Origin of the sequence: Streptomyces mobaraensis, assembly GCF_020099395.1 — a bacterium.
Lineage (GTDB): Bacteria > Actinomycetota > Actinomycetes > Streptomycetales > Streptomycetaceae > Streptomyces.
On record NZ_CP083590.1, the window covers coordinates 2,034,559 to 2,060,782 of the forward strand.

Here is a 26,224-nt window from a genome sequence, read left to right on the forward strand (position 1 = left end):
CGGTCCCGCCGACACCGGCGCCTTCCCTCAGGGGCCGCAGAACCCCCAAGGGCTCCAGAACCCTCAGGGGGCACAGGGACCCCAGGGCGCTCCCGGCGCACAGCCCGAACAGCCCGGTCCCGCCCAGCCCGTTCAGCCCAGCCAGCCCGTCCAGCCGGCCGACGCCTCGGCCGCCGGTCCCGTCGACCCGCGCACCGGCGGCTGGCCGACGGTGACGCCGGAGCAGCGGCAGCGGTCCGTGCACGGCGCGCCGCTCGGCTACACGGCCGCGGTCGAGCTGTCCTCGGAGCGGCTGCTCAAGAGCAAGCCGAAGCCGAAGAAGCAGAGTTCGGGCCGGTTCAAGTTCGGCGGGAAGAAGGAGGAGGCGGAGCGGCAGCGCAAGCTGGAGCTGATCCGCACGCCCGTCCTCTCCTGCTACCGCATCGCCGTCATCAGCCTCAAGGGCGGCGTCGGCAAGACCACGACGACGACCGCCCTCGGCGCCACTCTCGCCAGCGAGCGCCAGGACAAGATCCTGGCCATCGACGCCAACCCGGACGCCGGTACCCTCGGCCGCCGGGTGCGCCGCGAGACCGGCGCGACCATCCGTGACCTGGTGCAGGCCATCCCCGGCCTCAACAGCTACATGGACATCCGCCGTTACACCTCGCAGGCGCCGTCCGGCCTGGAGATCATCGCCAACGACGTGGACCCGGCCGTCTCCACGACCTTCAACGACGAGGACTACCGGCGGGCGATAGACGTCCTGGGGCGGCAGTACCCGATCATCCTCACCGACTCGGGCACCGGTCTGCTCTACAGCGCGATGCGCGGCGTGCTCGACCTCGCCGACCAGCTGATCATCGTCTCCACCCCGTCCGTCGACGGCGCGAGCAGCGCCAGCACCACGCTCGACTGGCTGGCGGCGCACGGCTACGGCGAGCTCGTCGGGCGCAGCATCACCGTCATCTCGGGGGTCCGCGAGACCGGAAAGATGATCAAGGTCGAGGACATCGTGTCCCACTTCGAGACGCGCTGCCGGGGGGTCGTGGTCGTGCCCTTCGACGAGCATCTCGCGGCGGGGGCCGAGCTGGACCTGGAGATGATGCGGCCCAAGACGCGGGAGGCCTACTTCGGGCTGTCGGCGATGGTGGCCGAGGACTTCGTCCGGGCTCAGCAGCAGCAGGGCCTCTGGGGGACGAGTGGGCAGCCGCCGCAGGCTGCGCAGTATGAGGGGCAGCTTCCGGCTCAGGGGGCGGGGGCTCCGTACAGCCCGTACGGGGCGCAGCCGCCCGTTCAGCCCGGGCAGCAGCAGTATCCGGCGACCGGGGGGTGGCCGCAGCAGTGAGGTCCGGCGGGGCCGGGGGGTTTGCCCCGGCCCCGCCCTTTCACCGTTTCTGCGGGGAGTCCCCCGCGGCCCCCCCCTTTCGCGGCTTCGCCGCTCGTCCTCAAACGCCGGACAGGCTGAATGGGGCGCCCACTCCAGCCCGTCCGGCGTTTGAGGACAACCGCGCGGAGCGCGGTTTCGGGGGTGCGGGGGCTTGCCCCCGCAAGAAACGGCGAAAGGGCGGGACCGGGGCACCCTCACCGCGAAGCGCCACCCACCAGCTCCCGCGCCCGCTTCACGTCATCCGCCATGCACTCCAGCAACGCCTCAAGCGTTTCGAACTTCTCCATCCCCCGCAGATAAGCGAGGAAGTCCACCGCGGCGTGCAGCCCGTACAGATCCAGATCGACCCGGTCGATCGCATACGCCTCCACCGTCCGCTCCGTCGCGTCGAACTGCACGTTCGTGCCGACGGAGATGGCCGCGGGCATCGATTCGCCCTCGACGACGAGCCAGCCGGCGTAGACGCCGTCGGCGGGGATGGCGGTGTGGGGCAGGGTCTCGATGTTGGCGGTGGGGAAGCCGAGTTCGCGGCCGCGCTGGGCGCCGCGGACGACGACGCCCTCGACGCGGTGCGGGTGGCCGAGGATCTCCATGGCGCCGGCCACGTCGCCCTCGGCGACCAGGCGGCGGGTCAGCGTCGAGGAGAAGGGCAGGCCGCCGCCGGCCTCGCCGGTGAGCTTGAGGTCGATGACCTCGACGCCGAAGTCGTAGGTCGTGCCGAGCTCCTCCAGCAGCGCGACCGTGCCCGCGGCGCGGTGGCCGAAGCGGAAGTTGGGGCCCTCGACGACGAGCTTCGCGTGCAACTTGTCGACCAGGACCTTCACCACGAAGTCGGCCGGCGACAGCTTGGAGAACTCCGCCGTGAAGGGCAGGACGAGCACCGCGTCCACGCCGAGTTCCGCGATCAGCTCCGCGCGCCGGTGGTGCGGCGCCAGCAGCGGCGGGTGGCTGCCCGGCCGTACGACCTCGCTGGGGTGCGGGTCGAAGGTCACCACGACCGACGGCACCCCCAGCTCACGCGCCCGCTCCACCGCGCGGCCGATGATCAGCTGGTGTCCGCGGTGGACACCGTCGTACGAGCCGATGGTGACGACGCTGCGCCCCCAGTCCTGGGGGATGTCCTCCAAGCCACGCCAGCGTTGCACTGTGCCCGCTCCTCGCCCGAACCCGAACTCTTGTCTCTGTCGATTACGCAGGTCTAAGAGTGCCATGCCGGTTGGCGGCGGTCCGCATCGGCCGGGGCCCCCGGGCCGTCCGCACCACCCGGGCCGCCGGAGCCCCCAGCCGTCAGCCGGATCCGCGCCCCCGGCCCCACCACCGGCGCCCACTGCGCGGGCGCGGTCCGCAGCCAGCGGCGCAGCCGGGCGCCGAACGCCGGGATCTCGCCCGCGAGCTGCACCAGCCGGCGGTCGAAGCGGGCCGCGCCCTCCGTGGTGCGGGCCAGCAGCTCCCCGACCCGGAGCACGAGGTCGCGGGTGCGCGCCTCGGAGCGTTCGGACGCGCCCTCGGCCGCCGCCCGCAGCAGCGCGTCGAGGACGTCGCCGCCCCGCTCGTACGGCTCCTGCTCCTCCCGTTCCAGCAGCACCTCCAGCAGCTCGCGCCGCAGCCCCCGGGAGGCGGCTGTACCGGGCGCGGCGAGCACCGGGGCGAGGGCCCGGCGGACGGGCGCGGGGCGGGTGCGCAGCAGGTGGGTGACGAGCGGGAAGAGGACGGCGCGGGCGGACGGGCCGTCCTCCAGCCGCCGGTCGATGAAGGCGGCCACGTGCGGGGCGTTGTCCGGCCGGTGCTCGACGTGCTCGCGGACCAGGGAGGCCGCACGGCGGGCCAGCGCCGGGTCGGCGACCTCGGCGAGGATCCGCAGGACGTCCGCCGGCCCGTCGCCGGGCTGGTAGAGGCGGGCGCGGAAGGCGCCGAGCACCGGCTCGGGGTGGGTGGTCAGCGCGGCGGCCAGGGCGGCGGCCGGGACCTGCGGGTCGCCGGCGGAGAACCGGGCGACGGCCTCCGGCAGGTGTTTGGCGCGGGTGAGCGGGTCGCGGACCAGGACGGCCAGCGCCGGGCCGCGCAGGGCGTCCTCGGCGGGACGGGCGAGCAGGGCCAGCGCGGAGTAGCGCAGCAGCTCGCGGTCGGCCTCGGTGGTGACGTACGGCACGGCCTTGAGGCCGTACGCGGCGGCGGCGACGTGCAGCTCCACCCGGTCGTCGTGGGCCCAGCGGTCGACGGCCCGGCAGACGGCGGACGGCTCGTCCTCGGCGAGGGCGGCCAGCAGTTCGTCGGCCCTCGGGTGGGCCGCGCCGACCAGGGCGTCGGTGAGGTCGTCGAGGGCGCGCCTGCGGTGGGTGTGGAGCATGGCCTGGGCGGCCGCGGCGACGGTGGGCGCCGCGAACTCGGCGCCGCCGTCCGGTGCGGTCAGCAGCGTGCGGTCGTCGTCGAACCAGCGGCAGATCAGCGCCTGGGCGGCACACGGCTCGTCGCCGAGCAGGGCGGCCGCCGCCGGGAGGAAGCGGTCGGCGGCGGGCGGCTGGGGCGTCCCGCCGGCCGCGCCGGGCGGCGGAGCGTCGGCGGGGACGAGGCGGCGGAGCAGGTCGAGGCGGTCCCCGAGGCCCAGACGCAGCCGGAGCCAGAACGGCGGGCCGAACCGGGTCAGGCCGCCGAGCGCCTCGGTGGCGGTGGAGTCGAAGCCGCCGGCCGCGCGGGCGCAGCCGGCGACCCGCTCGGCGAGCAGCCGCAGCACCCCGAGGTACGGGGTGGCGTCCGGGACCCGCAGCAGGGTCTCGGAGAGCAGGTGGGCCGCCCACCAGGCCGGGTCGGTGAGCACCGGAGCCCGGCCGGCGGCCGCCTCTCCGGCCTCGGCCGCGCCGCCGGCCGGCCCGCCGTCCGCCATCGCGCCGTCCGCCGCCGGGGCGGGTACGCCCTCCCGGCCGGAGAGCGTCTCGACGGCGTGGACCAGCGCGGTCAGCCGCCGGGACAGCTCTGTGGGCCCCGAGCGGCGGCCGAGCAGCAGCAGGGACTGGAGGACCGGGCCGATGCGGTGCCGTGGGACGGGCAGCAGCGTGGGCCGCTCCTGCCGGTCGCCGCCGCGCCGGCCCCGGCGTCTGGTCGGGGGCCGGGAGCCGGGCGGCGGCGGTACGTGCCCCTCGGGCGCCCGGGCCGGGCCGCCGCCGCGGCGGGAGGGCAGCCGGACGGCCGCCTCGGCGGGCGGGCCCTCCGGCTCGTACCAGCGGTGGACGAGGGCGTGCAGGGCGGCGTCCAGGTCGAGGTGGGTGCCGTGCAGCCAGTCGGCGAACTCCTCGTGGGCGAACCGGTAGCCGCTGCCCGCCGGGACGAGCAGCCCCTCGGTGAGCACGGCGGAGGCCCAGCCGGTGCGCCAGGGGAAGAGCTGCTCGAACGTCTCCCGCTCCAGCTCGCCCTGGCCCGGGCCGAGGCACTGCCGGGCCGCCTCGTGCACCTGCCCGGCCACCTTGGCGGCCAGCCGGCGGACGGCCGTGCCGCGCAGCGGGGGCCGGCGGGCGGCGGCGAGGCGGACGGCGATGCGCAGGCAGACGAGGTCGAGGTGGGCGGCGAAGACGTCCCACCGGTCGGGGGCGGGGGCGCCCTCCGGCCGGTCCGCGCCGTCCGGGAGCGCGGCGTGGACCTCGGCGAGCAGCCGGAGGGCGAGCGGATGCCCGGCGTCCGCGGGGGCGAGCCCGCCGGCCGGGACGCCGTACGAGGCGCGGGCGCGCTCGGCGAGCTCGGGGGTCAGGTCGGTGAGCCGGACACAGGCGGGCAGCGAGGGCGGCGGCGCGGCGGTGAGGGCCGGGGCGCCGCTGACGAGGGCGGTGGCCGGGGAGTGCAGGGCGGCCTGCGGGAAGAGGGCGCCGGCCGTCTCCCAGTGCTCGGGCCGGCAGGCGACGACCAGCCGGGTGCCGGTCCGCTCCAGCCAGCGGGCGGTGGCCGCGGTCCAGGCGGGCAGCGCGTGGGCGAGCAGCGGCGGCATCTCCTCGGGCCCGTCGAGGAGGACGAGCAGGGGCCGGCCGACCCGGTGGCCGAGCCGGGCGACGGCCTCCGGGGTGGCCGCGGAGGTGTCGCCGACGGTGCCCTGGGCGCCCGCCGAGGCGGTGACGATGCGGCCGGCGGCCTGCAGCGCGCGGGCGATGGCATCGCGCAGGCTCTCGTCGTCGGCGCGCAGGTCGGCGCCGCGCAGCCAGAGCGTGGGCGCCGGTTCCGCGCCGCGCGAGCGCCGGGCCGCGAGGGCGCCCAGCTCGGTGGTGCGCCCGGTGCCGGGCTCGCCGACCAGGCCGAGGACGTACGGCCCGCCGGGACCGTGCCCGCCGGCCGCCCGGGTCAGGGCCCGTGCGCCGGGCGCCCCGCCGGCCAGGAAGCAGTCGAACTCGCGGATCGTCTCGGGCCGCTCGACGGGGTCGCGCCAGGTGCGGGGGGTGACCACCGAGCCGAGGGAGGTGCCGGTGAGCTGGAGGGCGCCGGCGAGGTTGAGGTCGCGGCCGTAGGCGGGGACGGTCGCCGCGTTCCGGTCCAGGAGCCTGGCCAGCGGCCCGTCGGGGTCGGCGGCGGCCGTGGCCCGCAGCGGGATCGCGTAGCCGCCCGCCCGGCGTTCGGCGTGCAGCGCGGTACCGAGGACGGCGACGACCGCTCCGGTGCCCGCGTCGAGCACCGGGCCGCCGGTGGCCTCCTCCCCCAGCCGCAGCGGCGTCCGCTCCGGGAGGGACAGCTCCAGGGCGGTGCGCAGCAGGTGGAAGCGGTCCGTGGCGGTGTACGTGACCAGGGGCTCGCCGACGACCGAGGCGTCGTGCCAGCGGCCGGCCCGCAGCCGGACCTCGGTGCCGCCCTCGATGTGCTCGGTCGCGGAGACGGGGAGCGGCGGCAGGTCCAGGCCCTCCGTCCGGACCAGGGCCAGGTCGCAGTCGGGCAGCGGGGTGACGGCGTCGGCGCCGACCACCACCGTGCGGTCGCCCGCGGCGTGCAGCACCAGGCAGGCGAGGCCGTCGACCGCCTCGTGGCTGGTGATCAGGGTGGACCTGTCGTCGACCGGGAAGCCCGTGCCGCGCCGCCGCCCGGCGAGATCCCTGATGCGCACCAAGGACTCGTCCGCGTCGGCCCGCCGACCGCTCATCCGCCGAACCTCCCCGCGTGACCGTACGTGCGTACGCCCGTACGTTCCGACGGTAGGCAGCCGGTGATCGGCAGGACAGATCGCGAGCCGAACGCGCCCCCTTGCACCCCCCTGGTTCACTCCGAGCGCCTGCCCGTTGGGGTGAATCGTGCGTATCAGATGGATAGAGATGGGGGGAGGGGGGTCGTGGGGCGGGGAGCGCGGTGACGCGGTCCCCGCCCCACGGTGTTCCGGAAGCGGTTCCGGGGCTCGGCCCGGGGCTCAGCCGAAGACGGCGAGGCTCTTCGCCCGCCCGCCCTGGTTCTCGACCAGGGCGAGGAAGGTGCCGTCCGGGCCGAAGACGGCGACCGGTCCGGTGGTCTCGAAGAGCGGCATCCGCACCCGGACGCCGTTGCCGAGCAGCTTCGCCTGCTCCTCGGTGACGTCCCAGCGGGTGAACGCGGCGGAGACCGCGTCCGCGACGGGCATCACGGCCAGCTCCTCCTGGAGCTGGTCCAGGGTGCGCGCCTCGCTTATCCCGTAGGGGCCGACCCGGGTGCGGCGCAGCGCCGTGAGGTGGCCGCCGACGCCGGTGTCGGCGCCCAGGTCGCGCGCCAGGGCACGGACGTAGGTGCCGGACGAGCAGACCACGGAGACCAGCACGTCCCGCACCGGCGTGCCGTCCTCGGCCTCCGCCGGGTGCACGGCGTGCACGACGAAGGACGAGACCGTCACCGGGCGGGCGGGGATCTCGAAGTCCTCGCCCTCCCGCGCCCGCTTGTACGAGCGCTTGCCGTCGATCTTGATCGCGCTGACCTTGGACGGGACCTGCATGATGGCCCCGGTCAGCTTGGCCACGCCGGCGTCGATCACCTCGCGGGTGACCCCGGAGGCGTCGGCCGACGAGGTGATCTCGCCCTCGGCGTCGTCCGTCACGGTGTTCTGCCCGAGCCGGATGGTGGCCACGTACTCCTTCTCGGTCAGCGCGAGGTGACCGAGGAGCTTGGTGGCCCGCTCGACGCCGAGGACGAGCACGCCGGTCGCCATCGGGTCGAGCGTTCCGGCGTGCCCGACGCGGCGGGTCTTCGCCATGCCGCGCATCTTGGCGACGACGTCGTGCGAGGTGAAGCCGGCCGGCTTGTCGACGATGACGAGACCGTCGGGGCCGGGCGGTGACTTGCGCTTCATGCGGAGGCGCCGCCCTCGGCGTCCCCGTTGTCGTCCTCGCCCGGCTTGCGGTACGGGTCCGCCTCGCCGGCGAAGTCCTTGCCCGAGGCCTCCTGGCGCACCTTGGCGTCCAGGTTGCGGGCCCGGTCGAGGAGGTCCTCGATGGTCCGGGCGTTCTCCGGCAGGGCGTCCGGCACGAACGTCAGGGTCGGCGTGAACTTGATCCCCGCCGCCTTGCCGACCGCGGAGCGGAGCATGCCCTTGGCGCTCTCCAGCCCGGCGGCCGCGCCGGCGCGCTCCTCGTCGTCGCCGTAGACCGTGTAGAAGACCGTAGCCTCCCGCAGGTCGCCGGTGACCCGGGTGTCCGTGATGGTCACGTGGCTGCCGAGCCGCGGGTCCTTGATGCCGCGCTGCAGCTTCTGGGCCACCACCTCCCGGATGAGGTCCGCCAGCTTCTTAGCCCGCGCATTGTCGGCCACTGGTCCGTCTCCTTCTTGGTGTTTCAGTCGTCGTGCTCGCCGTGGAACCGCCGCCGCGCGGACAGCAGGTCCACTTCGGGACGTGCGGCGACCCAGCGCTCGCAGCGGTCCAACAGGTCCGTGAGGTGCCCCATGTCGCCGGAGACCGCCGCCAGGCCGATCGTGGCCCTGCGGTAGAGGTCCTGCTCGCCGACCTCCGCCACGCTCACCGCGTACTTGCGGTGCAGTTCGGCGACGATCGGGCGGACGACGGAGCGCTTCTCCTTCAGCGACCGCACGTCGCCGAGGAGGAGGTCGAAGGACAGTGTCCCTACGTACATGTGGTGCGGGTTCATGCCACCCGGGGGGCCTTGGGGATCCGTCATGTGTACGGCTCATTCGAAACCGTACACGCAACGGCCGGGGCCGATCGACGGGATATTCCCCGCCGACCGGCCCCAGGAGCTGCGGTGATCAGCCTCGCGGCTTCTCGCGCATCTCGTACGTCGCGATGACGTCGTCGATCTTGATGTCGTTGAAGTTTCCGAGGTTGATACCGCCCTCGAAGCCCTCGCGGATCTCGGTGACGTCGTCCTTGAAACGACGCAGACCGACGATGGTGAGGTCCTCCGCGACGACCCGGCCGTCGCGGATGAGGCGCGCCTTGGTGTTGCGCTTGACCTCGCCGGAGCGGATGAGGACACCCGCGATGTTGCCCAGCTTGGACGAGCGGAAGATCTCGCGGATCTCCGCCGTACCGAGCTCGACCTCTTCGTACTCCGGCTTCAGCATGCCCTTCAGGGCCGCCTCGATCTCCTCGATCGCCTGGTAGATGACCGAGTAGTACCGGACGTCGACGCCCTCGCGCTCGGCCATCTGGGTGGCACGGCCCTCGGCGCGGACGTTGAAGCCGATGACGATGGCGTCGGAGCCGGTCGCCAGGTTGATGTCCGACTCGGTGACCGCACCCACACCGCGGTGCAGCACGCGGATCTCGACCTCTTCGCCGACGTCGAGCTGGAGCAGCGAGGACTCGAGGGCCTCCACCGAACCGGACGCGTCGCCCTTGATGATGATGTTGAGGTCCTGCACCAGACCGGCCTTGAGCACCTTGTCGAGGTCCTCGAGGGACACCCGGCGGGTGCGCTTGGCGAAGGCGGCGTTGCGCTCACGCGCGGCGCGCTTCTCGGCGATCTGGCGGGCCGTGCGGTCCTCGTCGACAACCAGGAAGTTGTCGCCGGCGCCCGGGACGTTGGTCAGACCGAGGACGAGGACCGGGGTCGACGGACCCGCCTCCTCCACGTTCTGGCCCTTGTCGTCGAGCATGGCCCGCACGCGGCCGTAGGCGTCGCCCGCGACCATCGTGTCGCCGACGCGGAGGGTACCGCGCTGGACGAGGACGGTGGCCACGGCGCCGCGGCCGCGGTCGAGGTGGGCCTCGATCGCGATGCCCTGCGCGTCCTGCTCCGCGTTGGCGCGCAGGTCGAGCGCGGCGTCGGCGGTGAGGACGACGGCCTCGAGCAGCTTGTCGATGTTCAGACCCTGCTTGGCGGAGATGTCGACGAACATCGTGTCGCCGCCGTACTCCTCGGCCACCAGGCCGAACTCGGTCAGCTGACCGCGCACCTTGGTCGGGTCCGCGCCCTCGACGTCGATCTTGTTGACCGCGACCACGATCGGCACGTCGGCCGCCTTGGCGTGGTTCAGGGCCTCGATCGTCTGCGGCATGACACCGTCGTTGGCCGCCACCACGAGGATCGCGATGTCGGTCGACTTGGCACCACGGGCACGCATGGCGGTGAACGCCTCGTGACCCGGGGTGTCGATGAAGGTGATCTTGCGCTCTTCGTCGTTGACCTCGGTCGCGACCTGGTAGGCACCGATGTGCTGGGTGATGCCACCGGCCTCGCCCGCGACCACGTTGGTCTTGCGGATCGCGTCGAGGAGTCGCGTCTTACCGTGGTCGACGTGACCCATGACGGTCACGACCGGCGGACGCGCGACGAGCATCTCCTCGCCGCCCTCGTTCTCACCGAACTCGATGTCGAACGACTCGAGGAGCTCGCGGTCCTCCTCCTCGGGGCTGACGATCTGAACCGTGTAGTTCATCTCGCCGCCGAGGAGCTGCAGCGTCTCGTCGGAGACGGACTGCGTGGCCGTGACCATCTCGCCGAGGTTCATCATCACGGCGACGAGCGACGCCGGGTTGGCGCCGATCTTCTCCGCGAAGTCGGTGAGGGAGGCACCACGCGACAGGCGAATGGTCTCGCCGTTGCCGCGCGGCAGCATCACGCCGCCCACGGACGGGGCCTGCATGGCCTCGTACTCCTGGCGCCGCTGACGCTTGGACTTGCGGCCGCGACGGGCCGGACCGCCGGGACGGCCGAAGGCACCCTGCGTGCCACCACGGGCACCGGGACCGCCGGGACGACCGCCGAAGCCGGGACGACCGCCGCCGAAGCCGCCGCCGCCACCGGGGCCACCGCCACCGGGACGGCCGGCGAAGCCGCCGCCGCCACCGGGACGACCGCCGCCGCCGGGACCGGCCGGACGGCCGGCGAAGCCCGGACGGGCACCGCCGCCGGGACGGCCGGCGCCGCCGCCGGGACCGCGGCCGCCGCCGGGGCCCGGACGCGGGCCGGCAGCGGGACGCTGCGGCATCATGCCGGGGTTCGGACGGTTGCCCGCCGGGCCGGGACGCGGGGCGCCGCCGGGAGCCTGCGGACGGGGCATGCCGCCGGGGGTCGGACGCGGCGCGCCCTGGCCCTGCGGACGGGGGGCACCACCGGGACCGCCCTGCGGGCGCGGGGCGCCGCCGGGGCCGGCCGGGCCGCCGCCGGGGCGGGGTGCCTGCGGGCGCGGGGCCTGCGGGCGGGCCATGCCGGTGGAGCCACCGGAGGTGAAGGGGTTGTTGCCCGGACGGGGACCGGCCGGACGACCGCCGGGACGGGCACCGCCCTGACCCGGGCGGGGGGCACGCTGGCCCTGGCCGCCGTCACGCTGCTGACCCGCCGGGCCCGGACGGGCGCCGGGGCGCGGGCCGGGAGCGCCCGGACGCGGGGCGCCGGGCTGCTGCGGGGCGGCCGGCTGCGCCGGGGCCGGCGCGGAGAACTCCGCGGCGGGCACCGGGGTGACCGGGGCGGGCTTGGCCGGGGCCGGCTTCGGACCCGGACGGGGACCCGGGGTGGGGGCGCCACCGGCGGGCTTGGGCGTGCTGGGGGTGGTGGGGGCCGCGGCCGGCTTCGGGGCCGGTGCGGCGGGGCGCGGGGCACCCGGAGTGGGCGCGCCCGGCTTCGCGGGGGCCGCCTTGCGCGGCGCCGCGGGCTTCGCAGCGGACTTGCCGGCGTTACCGCCGGGCCCCTGCAGCGCGTCAGTCAGTTTACGGACGACCGGCGCCTCGATCGTCGAGGACGCCGAACGGACGAATTCACCAAGTTCTTGGAGCTTGGCCATGACGACCTTGCTCTCTACTCCGAACTCCTTGGCGAGTTCGTATACCCGGACCTTAGCCACTTCGCTCCTTCTAGGTCCGGGTTGTCAACCGGACCGTCGCTACTTCATGGGCGTACTCATCGCGTACTCATCGAGTGCTCATCGCAATCTCGACCTACTTCCAAATCGCGAGGTACCTGACCGCACGGGTACCGGGTACCCGTGCCTGGGACATCCCCGCTGATGCGGGGTCCAACTCTTCTTACCGCCCGATCGTCTCGATGTGACGGCGCAGTTCCGCGGTGTCCAGCGGTCCCGGGCTTTTGAAGGCCCGGGGGAACGCCCGGCGGCGGACCGCCAGGTCGAGACAGACCAGTGTGGGGTGCACGGAGGCACCCCGGCCGGGCAGCGTACCGCGCGGATCGGGGACGCAGGCGCCCTCGGTCAGCACGATCCGCAACAGATCGCCCTTGGCCGCTCGCTCCCGGCACCCCACACAGGTGCGCTGAGGGCATGCGCGGGCATGCGTCCGGCCAGACACTGGTTAAGTCTACCTCCCCGAGCCGAGCTCACCCCTTTGGGGCACAGATCGGCTACGTATGCTTTTTGACTCGTGGCGGATTCTCGTCGGATCCGCGTCCGGTCCGCGGTGGATTTCCGCCACCGCGACGGCGGACGGCGGCGACGAGCGCCGGGGGCACGGCACCGCGGTACCGGCGCCGGCTCTTCGCCGCGCGCCCCCGAGTGCTTCCGCCCGCCGGCGCTCGGCGCAGGCGCTTACTCCGGCTTGTCCTGCTGCTCGGTGTCCGGCCGGATGTCGATCCGCCAGCCGGTGAGCCGCGCGGCCAGGCGGGCGTTCTGCCCCTCCTTGCCGATGGCGAGCGACAGCTGGTAGTCCGGCACGGTCACCCGGGCCGAGCGGGCGGCGAGGTCCACGACCTCGACCTTGCTCACCCGGGCGGGCGACAGCGCGTGGGCCACGAGCTCCGCCGGGTCGTCCGACCAGTCGACGATGTCGATCTTCTCGCCGTTGAGCTCCGCCATCACCGCGCGGACGCGGCCGCCCATCGGGCCGATGCAGGCGCCCTTGGCGTTCAGCCCGGAGCGGGTCGAACGGACGGCGATCTTGGTGCGGTGGCCGGCCTCGCGGGCGATGGCCGCGATCTCCACCGAACCGTCGGCGATCTCCGGGACCTCCATGGCGAAGAGCTTCTTCACCAGGTTGGGGTGGGTCCGGGAGAGCGTCACGGACGGGCCGCGGACACCCTTGGCCACCCGCACCACATAGGTGCGCAGCCGGGTGCCGTGCGTGTAGTCCTCGCCGGGGACCTGCTCCTGCACCGGCAGGATGGCCTCCAGCTTGCCGATGTCGACCAGGACGTTCTTGGGGTCCTTGCCCTGCTGGACGACACCGGCGACGACGTCGCCCTCCCGGCCCGCGAACTCACCGAAAGTGATCTCGTCCTCGGCGTCGCGCAGACGCTGGAGGATGACCTGCTTGGCGGTGGTCGCGGCGATCCGGCCGAAGCCGGACGGGGTGTCGTCGAACTCGCGCGGCTCCTCGCCCTCGGCGAGGTCCTGCGGGTCCTCCTTGGCCCAGACCGTGACGTGGCCGCTGGACCGGTCCAGCTCCACACGGGCCCGGCGGCGGCTTCCCTCGGTGCGGTGGTACGCGATGAGGAGGGCCGACTCGATCGCCTCGACCAGCAGGTCGAAGGAGATCTCCTTCTCTCGCACCAGGCCCCGCAGGGCACTCATGTCGATGTCCACGGCTACGCCTCCTCTTGATTCTCGTCGGTTTCCGCTTCGGCCTGGGCGGCCCCCGCACCGGACGGTCGGTTGAACTCGATCTCCACGCGGGCCTTCGCGATCTCGTCGAAGGCGAGCCGCCGGGCGGTGGGCTTGCGCCCCTTCACGCCCGGCACTTCCATGTCCAGTCCCTCGTCGTCCACGGCGATGATCCGCGCGACCAGTTCACCGCCCGCGGTGAGCTGGGCCTTGATCAGCCGGCCGGTGGCCCGGACGTAGTGCCGGTGCTCGGTGAGGGGGCGGTCGGCGCCGGGGGAGGTGACCTCCAGGACGTACGGGGCGCCGCCCATGACGTCGCTCTCGTCGAGCTTGGCCGAGATCTCCCGGCTCAGCTCGGCGCACTCGTCCAGCTGGACGCCGTCGTCGGAATCCACCACGATGCGCAGCACACGCCGTTTGCCGGCCGGCGTCACGTCGACCTCTTCCAGATCCAGCTCCCGTGCGCTGACGAGAGGGGCGAGCAGCTCGCGGAGCCGCTCGCTCTGGGTGGTGCTCATCCGGGTGACTCCTCGGCCGCGTGTGCTGTTGTGGGAAAGTCGCGTGTCAGGTCAAAGCCTATCCGTTCCGGCACCCGGCTGACGATTCGGTGCCTTCGTCCGCGGGACACCCGCCGGGCGCCGGTACGCTCACGAACGGTGATCACGACCCCTGGTCCCGCGACGGTGCCCCGACGACCACCGGCAGGAAGTGGAACGTGGCGTTCACGACGACGGCGCGGGCCCGCGGCCCCCGCAGACGCGCGCTGCTGACGGGCGCGACGGCGCTCCTGCTCACCGGCTGCGCCGGCGGCGGGGACGACGACCGTGCCGACGGCCGGACCCGCGCCGAGGCCGGCCGGAACGCGGCGGCCCTGCTGGCCCGCTACGACGCGACGCTCGCCGCGCACGCCGGCCTGGCGCCCCGGCTGGCCCCGCTGCGGGCCGAAACCGCCCGCCACGCCCGGGCGTTCGGCGCCGCTCCTTCGTCCCCGGCACCCCCGCCCGCCGTCCCCGACGACCCCGACGAGGCGCTCGCCGCGCTCGCCGCCGCCGAGCGCCGTACCGCCGACGGCCACACCGCGGCCCTCGCCGCGGCCCCGCCCGAACTCGCCCGGCTGCTGGCCTCCGTGGCCGCGTCCGGCGCGGCCCACGCCTACCTGCTGGGAGCGGACGCATGACGGATCCGGCCGTGCTGACGGCGGCACAGGCGGCCCTGGCCGCCGAGCACGCGGCGGTCTACGGGTACGGGGTCGTCGGCGCGCGTGCCGGGGAGGAGCGGGCCCAGGAGGCCCGTGAGGCGTACGAGGCGCACCGCGCCCGGCGGGACGGGATACGGCGTACCGTCCGCGACCTGGGCGGCGCCCCGGCCGCCGCCGACGCCGCGTACGCGCTGCCGTTCCCGGTGCCCGACGTGTCCGCCGCGGTGCGGCTGGCGGCGGAGCTGGAGAGCCGGGTGGCGGCCGTCTACGCCGACCTGGTCGCGGCGGCGGACGGCGCGCTGCGCGGGGAGGCCGCGGCGGCGCTGCGCGAGGCGGCGGTGCGGGGAACGCGCTGGCGGGGCGGCAGCGTAGCCTTCCCTGGGCTCGTCGGCCGGGCCCCGGACGGCGCGTAGCCCCCGCCCCCGGCCGGCGCCGCCGGCACGGACGCCCCACCGGCAGGGACCGCACGGACGAAAGGGACAGCACAGGGATGGGCCATGCGAACGACCGCCTCGAACCGCCGGAACGGCTGGTTCACGCCCTGGGCTCCGACCCCGACCCCGCCCGCGCGGAGGCCGCCCGCCACTGGCTGGCCGGGCTCCCGGCGACGGCCCGGGAGTGGCTGGACCGCTGGGAGCTGACACCCGAACGGGTGCAGGCGCCGGGCGGGCGGACGGGCCTGGTGGTCCTGGCGCACCGGTCCGACGGCACCCCGGCGGCGCTCAAGCTCCTGCCGCCCGGCGACGCGGCGGCGGCCGAGCACGCCGCGCTGGAGCACTGGGGCGGGCTGGGCGCGGTCCGGGTCCTGGCGGCCGCCCCGGAGGCGGGCGCGCTGCTGCTGGAGCGGCTGCACCCGGACGTCGGCCTGCGCTCGCTCGCGGAGGCCAAGGCGCAGTTGGAGGCGTCGGCGACGCTCCAGCGGCTGTGGGTCGCGCCGCCCGGCGGCACGGCGGTCCCCTCGGTGGCCGGCCACACGGCCGGCCTCGCCGACGCCCTGCGCGCCCGGCGGGACGAATCCTGGGCGGCGGACGCCCGGCCCCTCGTCGACGAGGCCCTGGAGCTGCGGGACGCGCTGGCACCGGGCCCGGACGGCGAGCCGCCGAGCCTGCTGCACGGCGCCTACCACCAGGGGAAGGTCCTGGCCGGCGAGCGGCTGCCCTGGCTGGCGGTGGGCCCCCGCCCGCTGACCGGCGAACGCGCCTACGACCTGGCCCGCATGGTCCGCGACCGCGCCGACACCCTCCTCGCCTCCCCCGGCGCCCCGGCGATCCTCCGCCGCCGCGCGGCCCGCCTCGCGGACGCCCTGGAGGTGGACGCGGAACGGCTGCGCGGCTGGACCCTGTTCCGCGCGGTGGCGGACGGGGTACGGGAGCGGGCGGCCGGCAACCCGAAGGCGGCCGAACTCCTGCTGGAGTTCGCGGCGTTGCTGTAAGGGCGGCCCGGGAGCTCCGCACGGCGGGGAGCGGCGCCCGCGCCACCGGACCAGCGCCGGGGACCGGACGGGCCCGCCGGATGCCCTGACGTCGGGCCTCGGAAGGCCCCGGCGCCGCACCGGGACCCGTTCACCACACGTCCGCGGCCGCCGGGCAGCGCGACGCCAGGACGCCGTACCAGCCCCGAACCCCCTACCGCAGGGCCCGGATCCGCTCGACCGCCGCGTCCGCGGACAGCTCCTCCCGCTCCCCCGTGCGCCGGTCCTTGAGCTCCACCCGGCCGTCCGGCGCGCCGCGGCCGACCGTCAGCAGTGTGGGGACGCCGAGCAGTTCGGCGTCGGCGAACTTGACGCCCGCCGAGACGCCCGCGCGGTCGTCGAGCAGGACGCGGACGCCCGCGTCGGACAGCCGGGCGGTGAGGGCGTCGGCCAGTTCCGCCTGAACGGCCTTGCCGGCGACGACGATGTGGACGTCGGCGGGGGCGATCTCGCGGGACCAGCACAGGCCGCGTCCGTCGTGGGTCTGCTCGGCGAGGGCGGCGACGGCGCGGGAGACGCCGATGCCGTAGCACCCCATGGTGACGCGGACCGGCTTGCCCTCGGGGCCGAGGACGTCGAAGCCGAAGACGTCCGCGTATTTGCGGCCCAGTTGGAAGATGTGGCCGATCTCGATGGCCCGTCCCAGCCGGAGGCCGGTGCCGCAGCGCGGGCAGGGGTCGCCGGGTTCGACGACGACGGCGTCGAGGTACCGGTCGACGGTGAAGTCCCGGCCGCAGACGACGTTCCGCGCGTGGGTGCCGGGCCGGTTGGCGCCGGTGATCCAGGCCGTGCCGGGCGCCACCCGGGGGTCGGCCCAGTACGGGACGGGCAGCTTCTGCGGGCCGACGTAGCCGCGCACCAGGTCGGGGTGGGAGGCGAAGTCGTCGGCGGTGACGAGCTCCACCTCGGCGGGGGCCAGCCGTTCGGCGACCCGGCCGAGGTCGACCTCGCGGTCGCCGGGTACGCCGATGGCGACGATCTCGCCGTCGACCTTGACGAGGACGTTCTTGAGCACCGCCGAGGCGGGCACGTCCAGGAGGGCGGCGAGGGTGTCGATGGTGGGGGTGTCGGGGGTGTCCAGTTCCTCCAGCGGCCCGTGACCGGTGGGGTCGGCGGGACCGACGGCCGTGGTGACGGCCTCCGTGTTGGCGGCGTAGCCGCAGTCCGGGCAGTCGGCGAAGGTGTCCTCCCCCGCGTCGGCCGGGGCCAGGAACTCCTCCGAGGCGGAGCCGCCCATGGCGCCGGACACGGCGGAGACCACGCGGTGGTCGAGCCCGAGGCGCTCGAAGATCCGCAGGTACGCCTCGCGGTGGCGGCGGTAGGACTCCGCGAGCCCCTCGTCGTCGAGGTCGAAGGAGTAGGCGTCCTTCATCAGGAACTCGCGCCCGCGCAGCACCCCGGAGCGCGGCCGGGCCTCGTCCCGGTACTTGTTCTGGATCTGGTAGAGGGTGACCGGGAGATCCTTGTAGGACGCGCACTGGTCCTTGGCGGTGAGGGTGAAGACCTCCTCGTGCGTGGGACCGAGCAGGTACTCGGCACCCTTGCGGTCGCGGAGCCGGAAGAGGAGTTCGCCGTACTCCGTCCAGCGGCCGCTGGCCTCGTAGGGCTCCCGGGGCAGCAGGGCGGGCAGCAGGACCTCCTGGCCGCCGATGGCGTCCATCTCCTCGCGCACCACCCGGGCGACGTTGTCGAGCACCTTCTTGCCGAGCGGCAGCCACGTCCACACCCCGGCGGAGCTCCGGCGGACGTAGCCGGCGCGGACCAGCAGCCGGTGGCCCGGCGTCTCGGCGTCGGCCGGGTCGTCGCGCAGGGTTCTGAGCATCAGCTGGGAGAGACGCAGGGGGCGCTGTACGGGTGACATGCCCGGAGGGTAGCGGTGGGCCGGGCGGAGTTCACCGGGTTTTCCGGGCCGGTCCGTCAGCCGAGCAGCGGCAGTTCCGCGCCCATCACCACGTACGGGCTGACGGCGCTGGGGAAGACCACCTGCCGGGCCAGGTCCCGGTAGCCGAGCTTGCGGTAGAGCGCGCGGGCCGGGCTCTCGACGTCGATGGCGGAGAGGATCGAGCGCGGTTCCGCCGCGTCCGCCGTGAGCGCGGTGATGAGCGCCCGGCCGATCCGCCGGTTCTGGAAGGCGGGGTGGACGTGCAGTTCGGTGATGACGAAGGCGTCGTCCAGCCACTCCTCCGTCCCCGTGGCCCGCAGGTACGGCTCGACGACGGTGGACCACCAGTGCCCGCGGTCGTTGGGCATGCCGTAGACGAAGCCGACGAGCCGGCCGCCCGGTGTCGTCGCGCCGAGGGCGCGGGCGCCGGGGCTGGTGAGGTGGCGGAGCACGATGTGGCGCCGGACGCCGACCTCCTCGGCGGTGAGTCCGAAGGCCACGGCCTGCACGGCCAGCGCGTCGTCGACCCGCGCGGCGAGGTCCAGCGGGCCGACCACGATGTCATCCATGCGGGGAGGCTACCCGGCCGGCCGGTCTTCCCGCCGGGCGCGGGAGGCGGTGGATCAGAAGAGGACGCTCATGAAGGCGCCGGTCTCCCGGAAGCCGACCCGGCGGTAGGCGGCGCGCGCGGCGGCGTTGTAGTCGTTGACGTAGAGGCTGACCACCGGGGCGACCTCGCGGAGGGCGTGGTCCAGGACGGCGGCCATGCCGGTCACGGACAGCCCGCGGCCCCGGTGTTCGGGGGCGACCCAGACGCCCTGGATCTGGCAGGCGCGGGCGGTGGCGGCGCCGATCTCGGCCTTGAAGACGACCTTGCCGTCCTCTATCCGAGCGAACGAGCGGCCGGAGCCCACCAGTTCGGCCACGCGCGCCTGGTAGAGGAGCCCGCCGTCGCCGGCCAGCGGTGAGACGCCGACCTCCTCGGTGAACATGGCGACGCAGGCCGGGAGGATCAGCTCCATCTCGTCCTTGCGGACGCGGCGGACCAGCGGGTCGGGGTCGACGTCGGCGGGCATCGAGCGGGTGACCATGAGCGGCTGGTGGGCGCGGACCTCACGGGCCGGGCCCCAGTGCGGCTCCAGCAGCGACCAGAGGGCGGCGGTGGACTCGGCGGGGCCGACGATGGAGGAGCAGCGGCGGCCGGCCCGGCGGGCGCGGTCGGCGAAAGCGCGGACGGCCTCGGGCCCGGCGCAGATGGGGACGAGGTTGGCGCCGGCGTAGCAGAGCGCCTCCAAGCGCCCGAGGACGTACCAGCCCCACATCTCGCCGCCGAGCCGCCAGGGGTCGAGGCCGGCGACCTGCACGCGGGCGGCGACGAAGGCGTTGGCGACGGGGTCGCGGTCGAGTACCGCGAGGGCGGCGTCGAGGTCGCCGGGTTCCAGGACCTTGGTCGTGGTCGTCGTCAACACGTGTGCGGTTGCCTCACCGTCGCGGCCGGGGGCCGGGAAAACAGATTCCTGGCACTTTACCTCTCCGGTCCGGCGCCTACCCCGTCCCGGCGGGAGGACGACGGGCCTCCCGCCGCGGGGTCGCGTACGTCAGCCGGCGACGCTGACCTCGGGCTCGCCGGAGGCGACGCCGTCCTTCTCCATCTGGGCGGCGATCTTCATGGCCTCTTCGATGAGGGTCTCGACGATCTTCGACTCGGGGACGGTCTTGATGACCTCGCCCTTCACGAAGATCTGCCCCTTGCCGTTGCCGGACGCCACACCCAGGTCCGCCTCGCGCGCCTCACCCGGACCGTTGACCACACAGCCCATCACCGCCACGCGCAGCGGCACCTCCATGCCCTCCAGACCCGCGGTCACCTCGTCCGCCAGCTTGTAGACGTCCACCTGCGCCCGCCCGCACGACGGGCACGAGACGATCTCCAGCCGGCGCTGGCGCAGGTTGAGCGACTCCAGGATCTGGATGCCGACCTTGACCTCCTCCGCCGGCGGCGCCGACAGCGAGACGCGGATGGTGTCGCCGATGCCCTCCGCCAGCAGCGCACCGAACGCCACCGCCGACTTGATCGTGCCCTGGAAGGCGGGACCGGCCTCGGTGACGCCCAGGTGCAGCGGGTAGTCGCACTGGGCGGCGAGCTGCCGGTAGGCGTTGACCATGACGACGGGGTCGTTGTGCTTGACGGAGATCTTGATGTCGCGGAAGCCGTGCTCCTCGAACAGCGACGCCTCCCACAGCGCCGACTCCACCAGCGCCTCGGGCGTGGCCTTGCCGTACTTCTGGAGCAGACGGCGGTCGAGCGACCCGGCGTTCACCCCGATGCGGATCGGGGTGCCGGCCTCGGAGGCCGCCTTGGCGATCTCCTTGACCTTGTCGTCGAACTGCTTGATGTTGCCCGGGTTCACCCGCACCGCCGCACAGCCCGCGTCGATCGCCGCGAACACGTACTTCGGCTGGAAGTGGATGTCCGCGATCACCGGGATCTGCGACTTCGCCGCGATCACCTTCAACGCGTCCGCGTCATCCTGCGTCGGGCACGCCACCCGCACGATCTGGCAGCCCGACGCCGTCAGCTCCGCGATCTGCTGGAGCGTCGCACCGATGTCCGACGTCCGCGTCGTCGTCATCGACTGCACCGACACCGGGGCGTCCCCGCCCACGGCCACGGATCCGACCTGGATCTTGCGGCTGACGCGGCGGTCGGCGAGCTTGGTCGGAACGGACGGCATTCCCAGCGAAATCGCGGTCATCTGGCGAGCAACCCCAAGGTCTGAATCATGGTCCCGAGATCGGCGGGCTCCGGTCTCCGAGATTACGGCAAGCGCCTCCCCGGAAGCACATCCCGCCCCGAACACCGCACGAACAAGCGGTGGCGGGACACGTTCCGCGCGCGGGGGGCGCGGGGCGGGGGGCGAACCCCCGCCCCCTCACGTCAGGCGCACCGGATTCACCACATCGGCCACGAGGACGAGCAGGGTGAAGCAGATGAAGATACCCGCGACGACGTAGGCGACCGGCATCAGCTTGGCCACGTCGAAGGGGCCGGGGTCCGGGCGGCGGAACACCTTGGCGAACATCCGGCGCACCGACTCCCAGAGGGCGCCGGCGATGTGCCCGCCGTCCAGGGGCAGCAGCGGCAGCATGTTGAAGAGGAACAGCGAGAGGTTGAAGCCGGCCACCAGGGTCAGCATCAGCGCGATCTGCTGGGACGGCGGGATGTCAAGGGTGAACACCTCGCCGCCGACCCGGGCCGCGCCGACGACGCCCATCGGGGAGTCGGCCTTGCGCTCGCCGCCGTCGAAGGCCGCGTTCCAGAGGTCGGGGATCTTGCCGGGCAGGGCGACCAGGGACTCGACGCCGGACTGGACCATGTCGCCCATCCGGTCGACCGACTGGCCGAAGGACTGCTGGACGATGCCGCTGGCGGGCGCGAAGCCGAGGAAGCCGGCGGTGATGTACTCGCCGCGGACGGGGTTGCCGTCGCCGTCGTACTTCTGGACCTGGTTCTCGATCAGGTTGGCGTGCAGGTCGAGGCGCTTGCCGTCGCGCTCGACGGTGATCGTCGCCGGTCCGGTGGTCTTCCGGATGTCCTTCTGGATCGACTTCCAGTCGGGCGTCGGGTGCCCGTTGAACGCGACGATCTTGTCCTTGGCCCGCAGGCCGGCCGCGTTGGCCGGGGACTTCGGGGCGTCCTTGGGACAGGTGTCGGTGGCGCTGGACGCCTTGACGACGCAGTCCTGGACCGAGCCGACCTGCGTCGTCTCGGTGCGGACGCCGAAGGTCATCAGCACGCCGAGGAAGAGCACGACGGCCAGGATCAGGTTCATGAACGGCCCGGCGAACATCACGATCACGCGCTTCCAGGGCTTGCGCGTGTAGAACAGCCGGCTCTCGTCGCCCGGCTGGAGCTCCTCGAACGCGGCCGACCGGGCGTCCTCGATCATGCCGCGCCAAGGGGACGTGGACCGGGCCGCGATCTTGCCGTCCTCGCCGGGCGGGAACATGCCGATCATGCGGATGTAGCCGCCGAGCGGGATCGCCTTGATGCCGTACTCGGTGTCGCCCTTCTTCCTGGAGAGGATCGTCGGGCCGAAGCCGACCATGTACTGCGGCACCCGGATGCCGAACATCTTGGCGGTCGAGAGGTGGCCCAGCTCGTGCCAGGCGATGGAGAACAGCAGGCCCACCACGAAGACGACTATCCCGAGGACCGTCATCAGAAGGGTCATGCGCGGGCCTCCGAGGTCGCTCCGGCCGTACGGACCGCGGTTGCCGTACGCGCCACCAGTTCGCGGGCCCGGGCACGGGCCCAGGTCTCCGCCTGCAGGACGTCCGGGACCGTGAGGAGGGTTCCCCGGTCGGGGGTGCCGTGCTCCGCCACGACCTCGGCGACGGTGTCCACGATGCCATTGAACGGCAGGCCGCCGGAGAGGAACGCGTCGACGCACTCCTCGTTCGCGGCGTTGAACACCGCCGGGGCCGTGCCGCCCAGGGAACCCACGTGCCGGGCGAGCGCGACGGAGGGGAACGCCTCCTCGTCCAGCGGGAAGAACTCCCAGGTGGACGCCTTCGACCAGTCGAAGGCCGGGGCGGCGTCGGGCACCCGCTCGGGCCAGCCGAGGCCGATGGCGATCGGGCCGCGCATGTCCGGCGGGGTGGCCTGGGCGAGCGTGGAGCCGTCGGTGAACTCGACCATGGAGTGCACATACGACTGGGGGTGGACGACGACCTCGATGCGGTCGAAGGGGATGTCGTAGAGCAGGTGGGCCTCGATCACCTCCAGCCCCTTGTTGACCAGTGTCGCGGAGTTGATCGTGATGACCGGGCCCATCGCCCAGGTGGGGTGCGCCAGGGCGTCGGCGGGGGTGACGGCGGCCAGCTGCTCCTTGGTACGGCCGCGGAACGGACCGCCGGAGGCCGTCACCACCAGCTTGCGGACCTCGCTGCGGGCACCGCCCAGCAGCGCCTGGAACAGCGCCGCGTGCTCGGAGTCCACCGGCACGATCTGCCCGGGCTTGGCGACGGCCTTGACCAGCGGGCCGCCGACGATCAGCGACTCCTTGTTCGCCAGCGCCAGCGACCGGCCGGCCTCCAGGGCCGCCAGCGTCGGCGCCAGACCGATCGAACCCGTGATGCCGTTGAGCACCGTGTGGCACTCGCTCCGGGCCAGCTCGGTGGCCGCGTCCGGGCCCGCCAGCACCTCCGGCAGCGGCCGGGCGCCGTACCGCGCGGCCAGCGCCGCCCGCAGCGCCGGAGCCGCCTCCTCCCGCGCCACGGCCACCGCCCGTACGTCCAGCCGGTGCGCCTGCTCGGCGAGCAGCTCGACCCGGCCGCCGGCGGCGGACAGGGCCGTCACCGTGAACCGGTCGGGGTTGCGCAGCACGAGGTCGATGGCCTGGGTCCCGATCGAACCGGTCGAACCGAGGATCACGATCTCGCGCGGGCCACCGCTCCGGTGCGTGGGGGCGGAGTAGCGCAGATGCGGGTCAGCGAGGGAGTCGGTCATCCCCCCATTGTGGGGGCTGGCGCGGTGCGGGCACCCAGGCCCCCTCCGGTCCCGGCGGACCGGAGGGGCTCGGGGATCAGGGGACCGGCCGGTGCACGTTGTCGTACTTGGCCGGGCCCGGGGTGGCGTCGGCGATCCAGGGGCCGTCGTCACTCGGGTCGAGGATGCCGTCCTCCAGCCAGGTGCAGGCCCCGGCCGTCACCGCGTTCACCACCGAGCGGTCGAGGGCGTCGGTGTTGGTCCACAGCCGGGCGAAGAGCTCGTCGGCGCGGATCCGCGCCTGCCGGCAGAAGGCGTCCGCGAGCCCGTACGCCTCCCGGCCGTGCGCCCCCTCGGTGCGCAGCTTCTCGGCCCGGACGCAGGCCGCGCTCATGGCGAAGAGCTCGGCCCCGATGTCCACCACGCGTCCCAGGAACCCCTGCTTCGTCTCCAGCCGTCCCTGCCAGCGGGACATGGCGTAGAAGGTGGAGCGCGCGAGCCGGCGCGAGGCGCGTTCGACGTAGCGCAGGTGCCCGGAGAGATCCGTGTGGCCGGCCGGGTGGAACTCGGCGTAGCTGGTCGGCAGCTGGCCCGGGCCGGCGACGAGCTTGGGCAGCCAGCGGGCGTAGAAGCCGCCGGCCCGGGCGCCGGCCCGCGCCTTGTCGCCCAGGGTCTTCTCCGGGTCGATGAGGTCGCCGGCGACCGACAGGTGGGCGTCCACGGCCTCCCGGGCGATCAGCAGGTGCATGATCTCGGTGGAGCCCTCGAAGATCCGGTTGATGCGCATGTCGCGGAGCATCTGCTCGGCGGGGACGGCGCGCTCGCCGCGGGCGGCGAGGGAGGCGGCGGTCTCGTAGCCCCGGCCGCCGCGGATCTGGACCAGTTCGTCCGTCATCCGCCAGCCCATCTCGCTGCCGTAGAGCTTGGCGAGGGCGGCCTCGATGCGGATGTCGTTGCGGTCCTCGTCGGCCATCTGGCCGGAGAGGTCGACGATCGCCTCCAGGGCGAAGGTGGTGGCGGCGATGAACGAGATCTTCGCGCCGACGGCCTCGTGGCGGGCGATGGACTTCCCCCACTGCTCGCGGGCGGCGGACCACTCGCGGGCGATCTTCAGACACCACTTGCCGGCGCCGACGCACATCGCCGGGATGGACAGCCGTCCGGTGTTCAGCGTGGTCAGCGCGATCTTCAGGCCGGCGCCCTCGGGTCCGATGCGGTGCGCCGCCGGCACCCGGACCCCGTGGAAGCGGGTGACGCCGTTCTCGATGCCGCGCAGGCCCATGAAGGCGTTGCGGTGCTCGACGGTGACGCCCTCGGCCGCCGTCTCCACGACGAAGGCGGTGATCCCGCCCTTGTGGCCCTCGCTCTTCGGCACCCGGGCCATGACGACCAGCAGGTCGGCGACGACGCCGTTGGTGGTCCAGAGCTTGACGCCGTCGAGGACGTAGTCGTCGCCGTCGGGCACGGCGGTGGTGGCCAGCCGGGCCGGGTCCGAGCCGACGTCCGGCTCGGTGAGCAGGAACGCCGAGATGTCGTGGCGGGCGCAGCGCGGCAGGAACGCGTCCTTCTGCTCCTGGGTGCCGAAGAGCTTCAGCGGCTGCGGGACGCCGATGGACTGGTGGGCCGAGAGCAGCGCGCCGACGACCGGGCTGACCGAGCCGACCAGCATCAGGGCCTTGTTGTAGTACACCTGGGTGAGGCCGAGGCCGCCGTACCGGACGTCGATCTTCATCCCGAAGGCGCCGAGCTCCCTGAGGCCCGCGACCGTCTCGTCGGGGATGCGCGCCTCGCGTTCGATGCGGGCGCTGTCGATGCCCGTCTCGCAGAACGCGCGCAGCCGGGCGAGGAACTCCTCGCCGCGCCGCACGTCCTCCGGCGCGGGCGCCGGGTACGGGTGGATCAGGTCGAGCCGGAACCTGCCGAGGAAGAGTTCCTTGGCGAAGCTGGGCTTCTGCCAGCCCTGCTCGCGGGCCGCCTCGGCGACCCGGCGGGCTTCGCGCTCGGAGACCGGCCGTACGGATGGTGCGGTCATGGGGCACCTCGCCGCTTCAGTCGTCGCGGTTGTCACGGTCGATACCGACCGGTGCTACCGGTCCGTATGTACCCGATTCGCGGGGTGTCTACCAGACCGCGCGCGGGATTCCGGCCGGGCCGGGCGGCCGTCAGCGCGGTGTGCCGGGCTTCACGAGGCCGCTCTCGTAGGCGACGACCACGGCCTGGGCGCGGCTGCAGAGGCCGAGTTTGGCCATGGCGCGGTTGAGGTGGGTCTTGACGGTGGCCTCGCTGATGACGAGCTCGGTGGCGATCTCGCCGTTGGACAGGCCGCGCCCGGTGTGGCGCAGCACCTCCCGTTCGCGGCCGGTGAGCACCTCGAGGACCTCGCTCCGCGGCGGTTCGGGGGCGGACCGCGGCCGGGTGAACGCCTCGACGAGGCGGCGGGTGACGCTGGGCGAGAAGAGGGTGTCCCCGCCCGCCACGGCGGTGACGGCGGCCAGCAGCCGCTGCGGCCCGGCGTCCTTGAGCAGGAAGCCGGAGGCACCGGCGCGCAGCGCGGCGTAGACGTACTCGTCGAGGTCGAAGGTGGTGAGGACGAGGATCCTGGGCGCGGGGACGAGGCCGGCGGCGAGGATGCGCTCGGTGGCGGCGATGCCGCTGAGGCCGGGCATCCGGATGTCCATGAGGACGACGTCCGGGTGGTGGGCGACGGCCAGGTCGACGGCCTCCTGCCCGTCGACGGCCTCGGCCGCCACGGTCACGCCGGGGGCCGCGCGCAGCAGGGCCGCGACCCCGGCCCGGATGAGGACCTGGTCGTCGACGACGAGGACGCGTATGCCGGTACCGCCGCCGTGCTCGCCGGTCATGATCCGTCCCGCCCCCGCCGG

21 protein-coding genes are annotated in these 26,224 nt (G+C 74.0%); 4 read left to right on the forward strand and 17 right to left on the reverse strand.

What is annotated here, in order from left to right; genetic code table 11:
• Positions 1-211: 211 nt before the first annotated feature.
• Positions 212-1,327 (forward strand): MinD/ParA family protein, encoded by a 1,116-nt coding sequence (locus K7I03_RS34275; RefSeq protein ID WP_398856806.1) that lies wholly within the window; start codon positions 212-214, stop codon positions 1,325-1,327.
• Between the two features lie 236 nt (positions 1,328-1,563).
• Here K7I03_RS34275 and K7I03_RS08405 read toward each other — a convergent pair whose 3' ends face one another.
• The 9 genes from K7I03_RS08405 to rimP all read right to left on the reverse strand — a co-directional run bounded on the left by K7I03_RS08405 (position 1,564) and on the right by rimP (position 13,818).
• Complete coding sequence (locus K7I03_RS08405; protein ID WP_185945981.1) at positions 1,564-2,514, reverse strand: bifunctional riboflavin kinase/FAD synthetase; 951 nt, start codon at positions 2,512-2,514, stop codon at positions 1,564-1,566.
• A 53-nt stretch (positions 2,515-2,567) separates the two neighbouring features.
• The gene (locus K7I03_RS08410) at positions 2,568-6,476 is read right to left on the reverse strand and encodes a serine protease family protein (RefSeq protein WP_224346954.1); all 3,909 of its coding nucleotides are present in this window, start codon (positions 6,474-6,476) and stop codon (positions 2,568-2,570) included.
• 261 nt (positions 6,477-6,737) lie between these two features.
• Positions 6,738-7,643: a tRNA pseudouridine(55) synthase TruB gene (gene truB / locus K7I03_RS08415; protein ID WP_185945982.1), complete on the reverse strand. Its 906-nt coding sequence runs from the start codon at positions 7,641-7,643 to the stop codon at positions 6,738-6,740.
• Positions 7,640-8,101 (reverse strand): 30S ribosome-binding factor RbfA, encoded by a 462-nt coding sequence (gene rbfA / locus K7I03_RS08420; protein WP_185945983.1) that lies wholly within the window; start codon positions 8,099-8,101, stop codon positions 7,640-7,642. The genes truB and rbfA overlap by 4 nt, the downstream gene beginning before the upstream one ends.
• A 23-nt stretch (positions 8,102-8,124) precedes the next feature.
• Positions 8,125-8,421, reverse strand: coding sequence for a DUF503 domain-containing protein (locus tag K7I03_RS08425; protein ID WP_185945999.1), 297 nt, complete (start codon positions 8,419-8,421; stop codon positions 8,125-8,127).
• A 133-nt stretch (positions 8,422-8,554) separates the two neighbouring features.
• Positions 8,555-11,593: a translation initiation factor IF-2 gene (gene infB, locus K7I03_RS08430; protein WP_185945984.1), complete on the reverse strand. Its 3,039-nt coding sequence runs from the start codon at positions 11,591-11,593 to the stop codon at positions 8,555-8,557.
• Positions 11,594-11,774: 181 nt separating this feature from the next.
• Positions 11,775-12,053 (reverse strand): YlxR family protein, encoded by a 279-nt coding sequence (locus K7I03_RS08435; protein ID WP_185945985.1) that lies wholly within the window; start codon positions 12,051-12,053, stop codon positions 11,775-11,777.
• A 236-nt stretch (positions 12,054-12,289) separates the two neighbouring features.
• Positions 12,290-13,282: a transcription termination factor NusA gene (gene nusA, locus K7I03_RS08440; protein WP_185945986.1), complete on the reverse strand. Its 993-nt coding sequence runs from the start codon at positions 13,280-13,282 to the stop codon at positions 12,290-12,292.
• A 2-nt stretch (positions 13,283-13,284) separates the two neighbouring features.
• The gene (gene rimP / locus K7I03_RS08445; RefSeq protein ID WP_185945987.1) at positions 13,285-13,818 is read right to left on the reverse strand and encodes a ribosome maturation factor RimP; all 534 of its coding nucleotides are present in this window, start codon (positions 13,816-13,818) and stop codon (positions 13,285-13,287) included.
• Positions 13,819-14,015: 197 nt separating this feature from the next.
• On the opposite strand from rimP, the gene K7I03_RS08450 reads away from it, so the two are divergent.
• The 3 genes from K7I03_RS08450 (at position 14,016) to K7I03_RS08460 (ending at position 15,930) form a co-directional block, all read left to right on the forward strand.
• Entirely contained in the window at positions 14,016-14,477 is a 462-nt protein-coding gene (locus tag K7I03_RS08450) for a hypothetical protein (RefSeq protein WP_185945988.1), read from the forward strand.
• Positions 14,474-14,911 (forward strand): ferritin-like domain-containing protein, encoded by a 438-nt coding sequence (locus tag K7I03_RS08455; RefSeq protein WP_185945989.1) that lies wholly within the window; start codon positions 14,474-14,476, stop codon positions 14,909-14,911. The genes K7I03_RS08450 and K7I03_RS08455 overlap by 4 nt, the downstream gene beginning before the upstream one ends.
• Before the next feature lie 77 nt (positions 14,912-14,988).
• Positions 14,989-15,930, forward strand: a complete 942-nt coding sequence (locus K7I03_RS08460; protein WP_185945990.1) for an aminoglycoside phosphotransferase family protein — start codon at positions 14,989-14,991, stop codon at positions 15,928-15,930.
• A 193-nt stretch (positions 15,931-16,123) separates the two neighbouring features.
• Here the strand turns inward: K7I03_RS08460 and K7I03_RS08465 are convergent, their stop codons facing one another.
• The 8 genes from K7I03_RS08465 to K7I03_RS08500 form a co-directional block, all read right to left on the reverse strand.
• On the reverse strand, positions 16,124-17,830 hold the full coding sequence (locus K7I03_RS08465; protein WP_185945991.1) for a proline--tRNA ligase: 1,707 nt from the start codon (positions 17,828-17,830) through the stop codon (positions 16,124-16,126).
• Between the two features lie 56 nt (positions 17,831-17,886).
• The gene (locus K7I03_RS08470; RefSeq protein ID WP_185945992.1) at positions 17,887-18,420 is read right to left on the reverse strand and encodes a GNAT family N-acetyltransferase; all 534 of its coding nucleotides are present in this window, start codon (positions 18,418-18,420) and stop codon (positions 17,887-17,889) included.
• A 54-nt stretch (positions 18,421-18,474) separates the two neighbouring features.
• Positions 18,475-19,320, reverse strand: coding sequence for a GNAT family N-acetyltransferase (locus K7I03_RS08475; RefSeq protein WP_185945993.1), 846 nt, complete (start codon positions 19,318-19,320; stop codon positions 18,475-18,477).
• Between the two features lie 129 nt (positions 19,321-19,449).
• Positions 19,450-20,607, reverse strand: a complete 1,158-nt coding sequence (gene ispG, locus K7I03_RS08480; RefSeq protein ID WP_224346955.1) for a flavodoxin-dependent (E)-4-hydroxy-3-methylbut-2-enyl-diphosphate synthase — start codon at positions 20,605-20,607, stop codon at positions 19,450-19,452.
• Positions 20,608-20,784: 177 nt separating this feature from the next.
• The gene (locus tag K7I03_RS08485; protein WP_185946111.1) at positions 20,785-22,086 is read right to left on the reverse strand and encodes a M50 family metallopeptidase; all 1,302 of its coding nucleotides are present in this window, start codon (positions 22,084-22,086) and stop codon (positions 20,785-20,787) included.
• Positions 22,083-23,363, reverse strand: a complete 1,281-nt coding sequence (gene dxr / locus K7I03_RS08490; RefSeq protein WP_185946112.1) for a 1-deoxy-D-xylulose-5-phosphate reductoisomerase — start codon at positions 23,361-23,363, stop codon at positions 22,083-22,085. The genes K7I03_RS08485 and dxr overlap by 4 nt, the downstream gene beginning before the upstream one ends.
• A 76-nt stretch (positions 23,364-23,439) precedes the next feature.
• Positions 23,440-25,374, reverse strand: coding sequence for an acyl-CoA dehydrogenase family protein (locus K7I03_RS08495; RefSeq protein ID WP_185946113.1), 1,935 nt, complete (start codon positions 25,372-25,374; stop codon positions 23,440-23,442).
• Positions 25,375-25,504: 130 nt separating this feature from the next.
• Positions 25,505-26,203, reverse strand: a complete 699-nt coding sequence (locus K7I03_RS08500) for a response regulator (RefSeq protein ID WP_185946114.1) — start codon at positions 26,201-26,203, stop codon at positions 25,505-25,507.
• Between the last annotated feature and the right edge of the window lie 21 nt (positions 26,204-26,224).

What these genes read in the sequence shown, in the direction of transcription:
- K7I03_RS08500 (WP_185946114.1), bottom strand. Translation starts at nt 26,203, where the DNA reads ATGACCGGCGAGCACGGCGGCGGTACCGGCATACGCGTCCTCGTCGTC.
- K7I03_RS08495 (WP_185946113.1), bottom strand. Translation starts at nt 25,374, where the DNA reads ATGACCGCACCATCCGTACGGCCGGTCTCCGAGCGCGAAGCCCGCCGG.
- K7I03_RS08455 (WP_185945989.1), top strand. Translation starts at nt 14,474, where the DNA reads ATGACGGATCCGGCCGTGCTGACGGCGGCACAGGCGGCCCTGGCCGCC.
- rimP (WP_185945987.1), bottom strand. Translation starts at nt 13,818, where the DNA reads ATGAGCACCACCCAGAGCGAGCGGCTCCGCGAGCTGCTCGCCCCTCTC.
- K7I03_RS08485 (WP_185946111.1), bottom strand. Translation starts at nt 22,086, where the DNA reads ATGACCCTTCTGATGACGGTCCTCGGGATAGTCGTCTTCGTGGTGGGC.
- K7I03_RS08470 (WP_185945992.1), bottom strand. Translation starts at nt 18,420, where the DNA reads ATGGATGACATCGTGGTCGGCCCGCTGGACCTCGCCGCGCGGGTCGAC.
- K7I03_RS08425 (WP_185945999.1), bottom strand. Translation starts at nt 8,421, where the DNA reads ATGTACGTAGGGACACTGTCCTTCGACCTCCTCCTCGGCGACGTGCGG.
- ispG (WP_224346955.1), bottom strand. Translation starts at nt 20,607, where the DNA reads ATGACCGCGATTTCGCTGGGAATGCCGTCCGTTCCGACCAAGCTCGCC.
- dxr (WP_185946112.1), bottom strand. Translation starts at nt 23,363, where the DNA reads ATGACCGACTCCCTCGCTGACCCGCATCTGCGCTACTCCGCCCCCACG.
- K7I03_RS08465 (WP_185945991.1), bottom strand. Translation starts at nt 17,830, where the DNA reads ATGTCACCCGTACAGCGCCCCCTGCGTCTCTCCCAGCTGATGCTCAGA.
- K7I03_RS08410 (WP_224346954.1), bottom strand. Translation starts at nt 6,476, where the DNA reads ATGAGCGGTCGGCGGGCCGACGCGGACGAGTCCTTGGTGCGCATCAGG.
- K7I03_RS08460 (WP_185945990.1), top strand. Translation starts at nt 14,989, where the DNA reads ATGGGCCATGCGAACGACCGCCTCGAACCGCCGGAACGGCTGGTTCAC.
- truB (WP_185945982.1), bottom strand. Translation starts at nt 7,643, where the DNA reads ATGAAGCGCAAGTCACCGCCCGGCCCCGACGGTCTCGTCATCGTCGAC.